Source organism: Rhodanobacter thiooxydans (genome assembly GCF_030291135.1).
GTDB classification, from domain to species: domain Bacteria; phylum Pseudomonadota; class Gammaproteobacteria; order Xanthomonadales; family Rhodanobacteraceae; genus Rhodanobacter; species Rhodanobacter thiooxydans_A.
Window position 1 is genome coordinate 2,321,355 of the sequence record NZ_CP127409.1, and the last position, 12,660, is coordinate 2,334,014.

The window sequence follows — 12,660 nt, forward strand, 5'->3', positions numbered from 1 at the left end:
CAGCGGAATCCACGCGGCGGGACATACGTCCAGTCTTCATCACAGTGACCCCACCAGGGCATAGAACGTCTGAAAGAAGGAAGCCAGATCTGCGCTCCACCGACGCGAGGCGCTGCCATCGGCCTTGATGGTCCGGCTGTCGTTGATGCTGTTTGCATCCAGGTAGATCTTCTGACCGGGATCGACCGTGGCCGACACCGCCTTCACCGGCCTGGTGAAGGTGAAACGCTTCCAGCGACTGGCGTCATCCCAGTGCACCGTCTCGCTGCTGTCGTCGGCAAACTTGATCAGCACGGTGCGCGGCACCGCGGCACCGGTGCGGCGCACCGTGATCGTCGACTGCCACGGATACGGGCCACCGTATTTGGCATCCTTGTGCGCCTTCTTCCAGGCGGCGCGCGCGTCGTCGATCTGCTTGTCGATGTCCTTGTCGGTCAGCGTGATGCGCTTGCCGTCGCGCACCTCGGTACCCGTGCGCGGCACCTGCTCCTCATTGTCGATCGAAACCACGCTGGCATCGATCTTGTCGGTGCCATAGACCTGCGAGGCGAAGATCGCATGCACCAGCTCCGGCTTGCCGGAGCCCTCGGCCAGTGCGTCGCGCAGGTCGGCGGCGTCGGGGTGGCGGAACTTCCAGCGTTCGTAGTACAGCTTCATCGCCTTGCTCATCGCCTCGTGCCCAAGCAGGTTTTCCAGCGTGCGCATGGTCGCGGCCGTGCGCGCGTAGACCGAGCCGTAGCTGCTGCTGGACATGCGATCCCACGAATTGGCATCGAGCGAGTCGGCCGGCGTGCCGATGCCCAGCACGCCACTGAGCCGTTCCGCCTCGAACGGGTTCACGCTCGGCGTGATGCCCAGCCGCTTCAAGAGCGGCGTGGTGGCAAAGATGTCCTGCTTGCGATCGACCAGCATGCGATCGTCCCAGTACTCGTTCATGCCCTCGTCGAGCATCGGCTCCTCGAATTCGTTCGAGCCGAGGATGCCCATGAAATAACCATGGCCGAACTCGTGGATGGTGACGAAATCGATCATGTACTGGCTGATCGTGTCCGGCGTGACCTTGTTCATGCCATCGGCCGTGAAGAAGGTCGGGTACTCCATGCCGCCCGCTTCACTGGCGTTGTAGGGCGGCACCACGGCGGTGACCGTGCGGTAGGGATACGGCCCCAGCGTGTCGGAGAAATAGGTCAGCGAATCGGTGGTGGCCTTGAGCACCGGCTGCGCGCTGGCCTCGTACTCGGGCGGGTAGATCACCTGCACGACGACGGTGGGGCTGCCCGGCCCGGTCCAGCTGGTGCGCTGCACCTTGTAGCCCGGCGCCGCGATCCAGGCGAAATCCTCCACATCGGTCTGCACGAAACGGTGGGTGACCTTGTCGCCGTCCTGCACCGGCGCGCCCTGCTCTTCGCCCACCGCGCCCACGGTGTAGCCCTTGGGCACCGTCAGCTTGACGTCGTAATTGCCGTAATCGGCATAGAACTCGCTGTGGAAGTGGAACTCGTGCGCGTTCCAGCGCGGCGCCGTGGCACCACGCTCGCCGGGCAGTTCCAGCACGGCAATCTTCGGGAACCACTGCGCGACCAGATGGAAATCGCCGAACCAGCCGGTGCGCTCGACCACGCGCGGCAACTGGTCGTGGAAGTCGATATCCAGGCTCAGCGTGCCTTGCGCCGGCACCGCCTGCGGCAGGTCCAGCTCGACCACGGTCTTGTCGGTCTTCGGGCCGCCATCGGGCTGCACGAAGCGCCAGCGCACGTCCTGGCCGCCCTGCTGCACCTTGTTCAACTCGATGTAGCCCCACTCGCCCTTCTTCAGGCTGGCGTTGCCGCGCGAATGACCGCTGCCGGAGAACAGGCGCCGCTCGGTGAAGAACGTGCTGCCCGGGCCTTCGAACGCATTGAGGTAAAGATGCAGGTAGATTTTCCTGACCGGCTGGTTGCTGCGGTTGCGCCAGGTCATGGTCTGCCTGCCGTCGACCGTGTGCGTGGCCGGGTCCAGCGTGGCCTGGATGGTGTAGCTCACCACCTGGTCGGACAGCGTGGCCGGATGATCGCCGCGCGGGCCACCCCACGCATCCGGTGCACTGGGCACCTGGAAATTCGCCGCATTCGCCGCGGCCAGCGGAATGTCGGCAACCACCGGACTGGCGCTGGCCGGAGCCATGGCCTGGACGGCCGGCACGTTGGTCGTCGTACTTGCCGACGTCGGCGTCTGCGCCGATGTCATTCCCGGCAATACCGCAACCGACAAGGTCACGGCACACAGGTACCTCCACTTGCGTGCAATCAGCCGCATGTTTGTCACTCCCCTGGACAAGCCCCACAGGGTGCGCCCACGCGACCCGCAAGGCATAGGCCATTGGTCATGCATGCGGTGATGACGTTGCACGGACAAACCGGCCGACCGCGTACTCAGTAGACGTCGCGCCGGTAACGCCCCTGTTCGCGCAACTGCTCGACCCGCGCCGCGCCCAATACCTCGTGCAACACCGCATCGATGCCCGGCGCCAGCCCGTCGAGGCTGCCGCAAACGTAGATGGCGGCGCCAGCCTCGATCCACGCCAGCAGTTCGCCGGCCGCCTCACGCAAGCGCTGCTGCACGTGGATACGCTCAGCCTGGTCACGCGACCAGGCGAAGTCGGCGCGTTCGATCCAGCCGCCTGCCAGCCAGCGTTCGATCTCGTCGCGGTAGAGAAAATCGTGCGCCACCTGCCGCTCGCCGAACAGCAGCCAGTTGCGCCGGTGGCCGGCGGCGATGCGCGCCTTCAGCAGCGCACGCAGCGCCGCCAGCCCGGTACCGTTGCCGATCAGGAGCAGCGGCCGTGCATCCTTCGGCACATGGAAATTGACGTTGCTGCGCACGCGCAGGGCGATCTCCGCGCCGACCGGCGCATGCTCAACAAGCCAGCCCGAACCGAGGCCGAGGTAGCCGCCGCGGCCGCGCATCTGGCGCACCAGCAGGTGGAGCGCGCCGTCGTCCGGCAACGAGGCGATCGAATACGCGCGGTGCGGCAGCAACGGCAGCCGCGCCGCCAATGCCGCTTCGTCCAGTCCATCGACCTCGCCGGCCTCGGGCAGACGGCAGCGTGCCAGCAGTTCGGCCAGCGGCAGCCGCGCCCTCCCGTGCGCCACCGGCACGCGGCCGTCCAGTCCGTTTGCCGCCAGCCACGTCGCCACCTTGTCCGGCGCATGGCGGGGGCCGATCTCGACCAGGTCGCCGGCCTGCCAGTTCGCGCCGCCCTGCAGCGGCCGCAGCTCGAGATGGAAACACGGTTCACCCACGCTGCCGGGGTTGAGCAGCCGGCGCTCGACCAGTTGCCAGCGCTGGTACTTCGGTGCCTGCCAGTCCGGCAGGTCGCTGACGCCGCTGAGCATCGCCAGGTGATGCTGCCAATGGCGCAGGCTGGCTTCATCCTCGCTGTCCACTTCCACCGGATCGAACAGTGGTTGCGCGCCGCTGGCCTGCAGCCAGCACTGCAACTGGCGGCCGAAGCCGCAGAAGTCCTCGTAGTCGCTGTCGCCCAGCGCCAGCAGCCCGTAGCGCAGGCCGTGCAGCGCCGCCGCTTGCTGCATCGCCAGGCGGCTGAACGCCCTCGCCATGTCCGGCGGCTCGCCATCGCCGGTGGTGCTGGCCACGAACAGCACACGACCAGCGCGCTGCAGTCCGGCGACATCGAGCGTGTCGATACCGTCCAGTTGCGCCGGCAAGCCGGCCGCCTGCAGGCTCTGCAGGGTCTGCCGCGCCAGCTGTTCGGCGAAGCCGGTCTGGCTGGCATAGATCACCCGCACGCCGGCCTCGGCCCGCACGCTGTGGTCCCGTGCCCCGGCCACCACTGCGACCGGCTCGTGGCCGGCAGCCATGTCCGTCACCGGCAGCGGCTTGCCTGATCCAGGCAACTGGCGGCGATGGCGCAGCCAGCCGGACAGATCCAGCCACGCGCCCAGCAGCAGCGCCGCCGAGAGCAGCACGAACCCGCCCGGCAGCATGGCATGGTGATCGGCCAACTGCGGCGCGGCCCCGATCCGCCGCGCGTGGTCGAGGGCGATCCCGACCAGCGCAAACAGCAGCAGGCCAATCAGGCACAGCGCCGAGCTGATCCGGTACCACGGATGCAACTGGCGCATTCGGGAGGTGTGGTGCCGTTGACGAGGCGGTTCCGCAGGTGCTGGTAGCTGACCCATAGTTGTCCGTGATTCATGCGCCACGCCACGCCGCGGGAACTGCGGCAGGGATGAACGGTCTGGAGGGGCGCGGCGTACTGAAGATGCGCCTGCCCGACTGCCTTATTAGACAGTAAACAAGAATCAATCTCAACAATAACTGTCGCCGGACCCCGCGGCCACTACACTATTCCGTCATTCTCCAGGAGCAGGCGATGCGCATTCTGTTGGCCGAGGACGATCCATCCATCGCCGAAGGCCTCTGTGCGTCGCTGCGCCATGGTGGCCACGCGGTGGATCATGTCGCCAGGGGCAACCTGGCCGACACGGCGCTGCGCGACCACAGTTATGACCTGCTGGTGCTGGATCTGGGCCTGCCCGCGCTGGACGGCAGCGAGGTACTGCGCCGCCTGCGCAGTCGCGGCACCGGCATGCCGGTGCTGGTGGTGACCGCCCGCGAAGGCCTGGCCGAACGTATCCGCGTGCTCGACCTGGGCGCCGACGATTACCTGGTGAAACCCTTCGCGCTGGCCGAGTTCGAGGCACGCGTGCGGGCGCTGCTGCGCCGGGCCAGCAGCCAGGGCAAGCCGGAGCTGCAGCTGGGCCGGTTGCGCCTGGACCTGCCCGGCCATCGTGCATGGATCGACCAGGCACCGCTGGAACTGACCGCGCGCGAGTTCGGCCTGCTCGAAGCGCTGGCCCTGCGCGCGGACCGCGTCACCAGTCGCGCCCAGCTGACCGCGGCGCTGTGCGACTGGGACCAGGAGCTGACCGACAACGGCCTGGACATCGCGATCCATCGCCTGCGCCGCAAGCTGCACGGCAGCAGCACCGGCGTGCGCACGATCCGTGGGCTGGGCTACCTGCTGGAAGAAATGGACGAAACCGGGAACGACCAGGCATGAATCCGCCACGCGTGCGTCCGCTGCGCCCCAGCCTGCGTCGACGCCTGCTGCTGGCCCTGCTGGTCCCGGTGGGCGTGCTGTTGCTGCTGGACGCGCTGCTGACTTACGGCGTGGCCCTGACCTATGCCAACCGGGTGCACGACCGCGACCTCAGCGACGACGCCGTGACCCTGGCAACGATGCTCGGCAACGACCGGCTCGATGGCGAGCTGACCCCGCAGGCACGCTTCCTGCTCGAATACGACCCGGACGGCCACAGCTATTTCGCCGTGAGCAGTGCCCGGCACGGCCTGCTGGCCAGCAACGGGCAACTGCCGCAGCCAGCGCAGGCGCCGGCCATCGGCGCCCGCCCGGTGCTGTACGACGCGCAGCTCGCGAAGCACGCCTTGCGCGCCGCCACGGTACACATCGCCATGAGCCACGACCCTGGCGACAGCTTGGTCGTCACCGTCGCCGAAACCCTGCGTGACCGGCACCGCCAGGCGCGGGAAATCCTGCTGCTGGCGATCGGGATGCAGTCGCTGTTGATCATCTGCGTGCTCTCGCTGGTCTGGTTTGGCGTCGGTCGCGGCCTGCGCGTGCTCGACCCGCTGACCGCGCGGCTTGCCGCCCGCACCGACGAACTCACGCCGATCGATGGTCCCGATGTACCGCAGGAAATCCGGCCGCTGACGCAGACCATCGACGCGCTGTTCGGCCGCCTGCGCGGCATGCTGGCCCTGCACGACCGCTTCATCGCCGACGCCGCGCACCAGTTGCGCACGCCACTGGCCGGGCTGAGCCTGCACGTCGAACATGCCATGGCCGATCCGCGGCCGGAGACGGTGGCCGACGCCCTGCTCCACATCCAGCGGCTGGTGCAGCGTGCCGCACGCACTTCCGCGCAATTACTGGCGCTGACACGCGCGCAGGCGCCATCACCGGAGACCGGGGAGCGCACGCTGCTGGACCTCGGCCGGTTCATCCCCGAGGCGGTCGCCGAGCGCATCCATGAGGCGATCCGGGCCGGCGTGGACCTGGGCTACGAAGGCAGCGGGCAGGCACTGCCCGTGCTCGGCGACGCCGCCAGCCTGCACGATCTGCTGGATAACCTGATCGACAACGCCGTGCGCTACGCCGGCCGTGGCAGCACCGTCACCGTCAGGCTGGCGGCGCACGCCGATGGCGGCGTCAACCTCAGCGTCGAGGACAACGGGCCCGGCGTGCCGCCCGAATTGCTTCCGCGCCTGAGCGAGCGTTTCTTCCGCGCCGCCGGCAACAACGAGGAAGGCAGCGGGCTGGGACTGGCGATCGTCCAGCGCATCGCCGAGCGACATCACGCCAGCGTGACCTACCGCAGTGCCGAACCGCGCGGCCTGTGCGTGGAAGTGCACTTTCCCGCGCCGCCGGCAATCGCCGCCCGGCCGGCATGAGAGCGACTGGCCATGATCCGCTCCGCAGCTGCGGTCCGGGCACGTCGTCACGACAGACATCAGGACGAAGAAAGATTTTTCCACGACAATGGCGCGCGACAACCTTCCCTCCACTCCCCCTCTGGTATCCGGTCCGATCATGACTCCGGGAAAGCGCACGCCGTGCCACTTCGACTGAGCAAGGCCATTCCAAAACACCGTTGGCACACATGCCTGCTCGGCGTCGTGTTCTCCGGGCTGGCCGGCTGCGCCGCGCCGCTGCCCAGGCTGGAGCCGCCGGTGCCCGCGCAATGGCAGCATGCGATCGCCTCGGACCCGGCCCGGCCGACCGACCTGCATGGCTGGTGGCATGCGTTCGCCGACCCCGACCTCGACGCGCTGGTCGACCGCGCGCTGGCCAACAACCTCGACGTGGCGCAGGCGGCCGAACGGCTGCGGGCCGTGCGCAGCCTGCACGAACGTGCCCACGCCCGCTATCTGCCGGAGCTGCACGCGCGCACCCATGACGCGATCGACCCGGACGCCAGCGCCAGCTTCTTCGTGGCCGGCTTCGATGCCAGCTGGGAGCTGGGCCTGTTCGGCCGCGCCGAAGGCACCCGGCGCGAATCGCAGGGCGCGCTGGATGCCGGTGTGGCCGACCTGCACGCCGCCCGGGTCAGCCTGGTCGCCGAAGTGGTACGCGAGTGGATCAACCTGCGCACCGCGCAGCAGCAGGAACAGCTGCTGCAGCAGATCAGCCAGCAGCGCCGGCACGCATGGGAACTGCAGCAGACGCGGCAGCACCTGCAGCTGGCGGCACCCGCCGTGGTGGACCAGGCGCAGGCCGCCTGGGCGCAGGCCGAAGCCGCCCTGGCCGCGCCACGCCAGGCCGCCGACGCCAGCGCACAGCGGCTGGCCGTCCTGCTCGGGCAGAACCACCCCGACCCGGCCTGGCTGCAGGCAGGCACGCCGCCCGAACTGGGCGCCTGGCAACTCGACGGCACCCCGGCCGAGCTGCTGCGCACGCGGCCGGAGATCGCCCGCGCCGAGGCGGACGTGCTGCGCAGCGCCGGCGAACTGGCGCTGACCCACGCCGAGCTGTTCCCCAGCATCGGCCTTGGCGCCTCGATGGTCTGGGCCACCGACATCAACAACAACCACCGCGTTTCCACCACCCCGAACGGCATCGGGTCGCTGGGCCCGGTGATCGACATTCCACTGTTCGACTGGGGCATGCGGCTGGCCGCCACGCACGCCAAGGCACATGAACTGAAAGCCAGCGTGCTGGCCTACCGGCAGGCGGTGCTGCAGGGCGTGGCCGAAGTGGAAACCGCGCTGGGCAGCCTGCAACAGCAGCGCCAGCGCGAGCAGCAGGACACACTGGCCTGGCAGGCACTGCAGCGCGCCGACCAGGCCGTGCAGGTGCGCGCCGGGCTGCAGCTGGGCAGCCCGCTCGATCGCACCGAAAGCGGGATCGCCGCCGACCAGGCCGCGCTCGAACTGGCCGATGCCCGCGCCGCGCACAGCCTGGCCTACGTCGCGCTGTTCAAGGCGCTGGGCGGCGCACCGCTGCCCGTACCGGAAACGGAACAGGCCACCTCGCCGGCGCCTGCCGGCGCCGGCGGAGTATCGCGCTGATGGTGGCCCTGGCGCGCAAGACGCTGATCTACGAGTGGCGGCGCTTCCTGCCGGCGATGCTGGCGGTCGGTTTCGCCGGCCTGCTGCAGTTGCTGCAGATCGCGCTGGTACTGGGCATCTTCGGCAGCACCAGCCTCTACATCACCGGCTCGTCGGCCGACGTGTGGGTCGGCTATCCCGGTACGCAGAGCGTGAGCCTGGGCCGCACGATCGACGCCGACGTGGAGTCGCGCCTGCTGATGGACCCGGCGGTGCAGCAGGTCGAGCCGTACCTGTGGGTCGACGGCGACTGGCGCGGACCGCACGAGACCGGTGGCGTCTCGGTGTTCGTCTCCGGCATCGACCCGGCCGCCGACGGGCTGATGTTCTCGAAGGTCCTGTCGCCCGCGCTGCGCAGGCAACTGGCCGAACCGGACGCGATCGTCATCGACCGTTCCGCGCAGGACCAGCTCGGCATCGACATCGGCCAGACCGCCACCATCAACGGCCAGCGGGTGCGCGTGGTCGGCATCAGCACCGGCTTGCGCGCGCTCGGCGGCGTCAACGTGCTGTGTTCGCTGGACACCGCACGCCGGCTGGACAACGACCCGGCCGACCTCGGGCCGACCTACCTGGTCGCCAGACTACGCGACCCGGCCCAGGCCGACGCGGTGGCGCTGCGCCTGCGCGGCGACACCGCCTTCGGCCCGTATACGGCATGGAGCGCCGGCGACTTCGCCAGGCTATCGGTGCGCTACTGGCTGTTCGACACCGGCGCCGGCGCCGGCGTGCTGTTCCTGGCCGGCATCGTGTTCCTGGTCGGTGCGGCGATCACCAGCCAGACCCTGATCGCCGCGGTCAACGGCTCGGTGCGCGAATACGCCACGCTCAACGCGCTCGGCGTGGGCGTGAATGCGTTGCGCAAGGTGGTGCTGGAGCAGGCGTTCTGGGTCGGTGCGCTGGGCCTGCTCGGCGCCAGCGTGTTCGGCGTCGTGCTGATGCTGCTGGCACGCAGCCAGGACGTGCCGGTGGTGCTGAATGTCCCGGCGGCGCTGGCCTGCATCGTCCTGGTGATGGGCCTGGCAGCCGTCTCCGGCCTGGCCGCGATGCGCAGCCTGCGCCGCGCCGACCCCGCCACCTTGCTGAGGTAGCCGCGATGCCACCTGTCCCCGCCATCGAGCCAGTGCCTGCGCCCGCGCTGCAGGCCGAGAACGTCAGCAAGGCGTTCATCTCCGGCCACCAGCGCACGCAGGTGCTGGACCACTTCTCGCTGAGCATCGACGCCGGCGAACTGACCCTGATCTCCGGCCCGTCCGGCTGCGGCAAGAGCACCCTGCTGGCGATCCTGAGTGGCCTGCAGAAGGTCGATGCCGGCCGCGTGCTGGCGCTGGGCAGCGAGCTGGGCCAGCTCGACCTGCGCGCGCTGGAACGCTTCCGCCTGCAGCACACCGGCTTCGTGTTCCAGGGCTTCAACCTGTTCCCCGCGCTGTCCGCGTTCGAGCAGGTCGAGCTGCCACTGAACCACATGGGCCTGTCGCGTGACGAGGCGCACCAGCGCACGCAACAGTCGCTGGAGGAAGTCGGCCTGGCGCACCGCATGCGGCTGCGCCCTTCCGAGCTGTCCGGCGGCGAGAAGCAGCGCGTGGCGATCGCCCGCGCGCTGGCCAAGCGGCCGGAGCTGCTGTTCGCCGACGAGCCGACCAGCGCGCTGGACGCTGCCAACGGCCAGATCATCATCGACATCCTGCACCGCATCGCCCACACCCATGGCACCACCGTGCTGTGCGTCAGCCACGACCCGCGCCTGGTCGTCCACGCCGACCGCGTGCTGTCGATGGAGGACGGCCGTATCCTCAGCGACCGGCACATTCGCACCGCGGTCATCGACAGCAAGGAAAACCCCGCATGAAGCCGCCAGCCTTCCACCCGTCATGGCGCACGCACGCCGCGCGCCTGCTCCGCCGCGGCGGCCTCGCGCTGGCCGTCGCCTCGCTGCTGCCGGCATGCTCGCCCTCCGGCCCGGCGCCGGCCGGCACCGGCACGCAAGCCGCAACCGCCTACGCCGCCGTCGCACGCGGCAAGGTCGACATCGAGGGCGGCCTGCTGAACCTGACGATGCCGCGCGAAGGCACGCTCGCCAGGGTCGCCGTGCATGAAGGCGACCACGTCAAGCAGGGCCAGTTGCTGGCGGCGCTGGACACCGAGCCGGCCCGGCTGGCGGTCGAGGCGGCCCAGGCGCAACTGGAGCAGGCGCAGGCGCAGCTGAAGCTGCTCGGGATCAAACAGGCCGCGGCGAAGCAGCGCGCCCAGCGACTGGCCGCCGCGGCCGCCGCCGGCGCCGGCGACGGTCAGAGCGCCGACGATGCGCGCGAGGCGGCGGCGCAAGTCGACGCCGAACAGCAGTCCGCTCGCGCGGCGCAGAGCATGGCCAGCCAGAAGCTGGACGAGGCCCGCTACGAGCTGAAGCAGCGCAGCCTGCTTGCCCCGTTCGACGCCGACGTGGTGCGGGTATCGGCCCAACCCGGCGCCAGCGTGTCGCCAACCTCCGGCCCGTTGTTCGTGCTGCTGCCGCAGAAGCCGCGGATCGTCCGTGCCGAACTCAACGACAGCTTCGCCGCGGCGGTGCACCCGGGCATGCCGGCCGAAGTGGTCGCCGAAAGCGGCGGCGACCATGCCCGCTGGAGCGCACACGTGCTGCGTATCGGCCAGGTCTACGGACCGGCCACGCTGGAGAACGACCCGCAGATACGCGCCAATGCGCGCACGGTGGAATGCGTGCTGGCGTTCGACCAGCCCGACGCCGGGCAGACCCGTGGGCTGCGCATCGGCCAGCGCGTGATGGTGCGCTTCGGCCATGCCGCGACACCGGCCGCCGCCGCATCGAAAGACTGAGGAAACCGCCGGCTGCGAATATCGTGGGCGTGAAAACCGCCGCGATCCATCCCACAAGGCAACCGCGTGATCCAGCAGACTGACTTTTTCTTCGAAGGCGGGCGCAGCGGCGTGCTGCTGATCCATGGCCTCACCGGCACGCCGATGGAGATGAAGCTGCTCGGCAAGGGCCTGAACCGCGCCGGCTTCACCGTGCACGGCATGCAACTGGCTGGCCACTGCGGCAACGTCGACGACCTGCTCGCCACCGGCTGGCGCGACTGGTACGCCAGCGTCGAGCGCGCCGCCGATGAGATGCTCGGCAAGGTCGACCAGCTGTTCGTCGGCGGCCTCTCGATGGGTGCGTTGCTGGCGTTGAAACTGGCCGCGGACCGGCCCGGGCGGATCGCCGGCGTGGGCGTGTATGGTGCCACTTTCCGCTACGACGGCTGGAGCATCCCGAAGCTGGCGCGACTGTCGTTCCTGCTGCCGCTGCTGAAGAAACTCGGCATCGGCCGCGACCGCAGCTTCATGGAGCAGCCGCCCTACGGCATCCGCGACGAGCGCCTGCGCGCGCAGGTCAGCTCGGCGATGCTCGGCGGCGACAGCGCCGCCGCCGGCCTGCCCGGCAACCCGTGGTACTCGCTGGCCGAAATGTACGGCCTGGCCGCCAGCGTGCGCCGCCAGCTGCCGCAGGTGACCGCGCCGTGCCTGGTCGCCCACGCCAGCGACGACGACGTCGCCAGCCCGAAGAACGCCGAGCTGGTGATGCGCGGGGTCAACGCGCCGACCGAACTGCTGCTGCTCGACGACAGCTACCACATGATCACCATCGACAAGGAACGGCGCACGCTGATCGATCGCTCGGCCGCATTCTTCGACAGCATCGCCGCGTCGAACGGCACGCAGCGCGCCGCGGCCTGATGATGCCGGCGGAGGGATCCATCTCCACCCTCGTCGCGGGCCTGTGGCTGCTCAACATCGTGCTCGACACCGGCGGCCAGCTGGCGTTCAAGGCCGCGGCCGGTGACGAAACGGCTGGCGACGGCCTGGCGCGCTGGAAGCACATGGCGTCACGGCCATGGCTGTGGCTGGGCGTTGCCAGCTATGTGATCGAATTCCTGGTGTGGATCGCGTTCCTGTCGCTGATCCCGCTGTCCGAAGGCGTGCTGCTGGGTTCGATCAACATCGTGGTGATCATGATCGCCGGACGCTTCCTGTTCGGCGAACAACTCACCCGGCTGCGGGTCATCGGCATCGCGCTGGTCACGCTCGGCGTAGCGATCGTGGGGCTGGGCACATGAAGCGCTTCTACCTGCTCGGCTTCCTGCTGCTGATGGGTTTCGACACCCTCGCGCAGATCAGCTTCAAGTACGCCGGCACCCAGGCACTGCCGGTGGAAGCCAGCCTGGCGTGGCTGTTGCGCGTGTTCGGCCAGCCGTGGGTCTATGGCGCGGTGATCGGCTACGTGGGCGCATTCTTCACCTGGATGGCGTTGCTGAAACACGCGCCGATCGGCCCCGCCTTCGCCGCCTCGCACCTGGAGGTGGTGTCGGTGATGCTGCTGTCGATCTGGCTGTTCGACGAACACCTCACCCTCGCCCGCGCGCTCGGCGCCATCGCGATCATCGCCGGCATCGTCTGCCTCGGCTTCGCCGAGAGTCGCGAACACGCGCCAGAAGCCGACCCGGCACACGGCTAGGCGCCCGCGCTACG

General features: G+C 69.3%; 11 protein-coding genes. 9 read left to right on the forward strand and 2 right to left on the reverse strand.

Translation table 11 applies throughout. From position 1 onward, the window contains the following. Positions 1-39 precede the first annotated feature (39 nt). Positions 40-2,181, reverse strand: coding sequence for a M1 family metallopeptidase (locus QQA13_RS10685; protein ID WP_325051466.1), 2,142 nt, complete (start codon positions 2,179-2,181; stop codon positions 40-42). Between the two features lie 230 nt (positions 2,182-2,411). Next, on the reverse strand, positions 2,412-4,124 hold the full coding sequence (locus tag QQA13_RS10690; protein ID WP_108472447.1) for a diflavin oxidoreductase: 1,713 nt from the start codon (positions 4,122-4,124) through the stop codon (positions 2,412-2,414). A gap of 251 nt (positions 4,125-4,375) precedes the next feature. On the opposite strand from QQA13_RS10690, the gene QQA13_RS10695 reads away from it, so the two are divergent. The 9 genes from QQA13_RS10695 to QQA13_RS10735 all read left to right on the forward strand — a co-directional run bounded on the left by QQA13_RS10695 (position 4,376) and on the right by QQA13_RS10735 (position 12,646). Further along, positions 4,376-5,065, forward strand: coding sequence for a response regulator (locus tag QQA13_RS10695; RefSeq protein WP_108472446.1), 690 nt, complete (start codon positions 4,376-4,378; stop codon positions 5,063-5,065). Beyond that, on the forward strand, positions 5,062-6,477 hold the full coding sequence (locus tag QQA13_RS10700) for a sensor histidine kinase (RefSeq protein WP_108472445.1): 1,416 nt from the start codon (positions 5,062-5,064) through the stop codon (positions 6,475-6,477). The genes QQA13_RS10695 and QQA13_RS10700 overlap by 4 nt, the downstream gene beginning before the upstream one ends. A 162-nt stretch (positions 6,478-6,639) precedes the next feature. Continuing rightward, positions 6,640-8,094, forward strand: coding sequence for a TolC family protein (locus QQA13_RS10705; RefSeq protein ID WP_108472444.1), 1,455 nt, complete (start codon positions 6,640-6,642; stop codon positions 8,092-8,094). Next, positions 8,094-9,224: an ABC transporter permease gene (locus tag QQA13_RS10710; RefSeq protein ID WP_108472443.1), complete on the forward strand. Its 1,131-nt coding sequence runs from the start codon at positions 8,094-8,096 to the stop codon at positions 9,222-9,224. Before QQA13_RS10705 ends, QQA13_RS10710 begins: the two co-directional genes overlap by 1 nt. A gap of 5 nt (positions 9,225-9,229) precedes the next feature. Further along, positions 9,230-9,982: an ABC transporter ATP-binding protein gene (locus QQA13_RS10715; RefSeq protein ID WP_108472442.1), complete on the forward strand. Its 753-nt coding sequence runs from the start codon at positions 9,230-9,232 to the stop codon at positions 9,980-9,982. Continuing rightward, complete coding sequence (locus tag QQA13_RS10720) at positions 9,979-10,965, forward strand: efflux RND transporter periplasmic adaptor subunit (protein ID WP_108472441.1); 987 nt, start codon at positions 9,979-9,981, stop codon at positions 10,963-10,965. Before QQA13_RS10715 ends, QQA13_RS10720 begins: the two co-directional genes overlap by 4 nt. A gap of 66 nt (positions 10,966-11,031) precedes the next feature. Further along, positions 11,032-11,868, forward strand: coding sequence for an alpha/beta hydrolase (locus QQA13_RS10725; protein WP_108472440.1), 837 nt, complete (start codon positions 11,032-11,034; stop codon positions 11,866-11,868). Continuing rightward, positions 11,868-12,248, forward strand: coding sequence for an EamA family transporter (locus QQA13_RS10730; RefSeq protein WP_108472439.1), 381 nt, complete (start codon positions 11,868-11,870; stop codon positions 12,246-12,248). Before QQA13_RS10725 ends, QQA13_RS10730 begins: the two co-directional genes overlap by 1 nt. Beyond that, positions 12,245-12,646 carry a DMT family transporter gene (locus QQA13_RS10735; RefSeq protein WP_108472438.1) on the forward strand — a complete coding sequence of 134 codons (402 nt, stop codon included), beginning with the start codon at positions 12,245-12,247 and terminating at the stop codon, positions 12,644-12,646. Before QQA13_RS10730 ends, QQA13_RS10735 begins: the two co-directional genes overlap by 4 nt. The last annotated feature ends 14 nt before the right edge of the window (positions 12,647-12,660 follow it).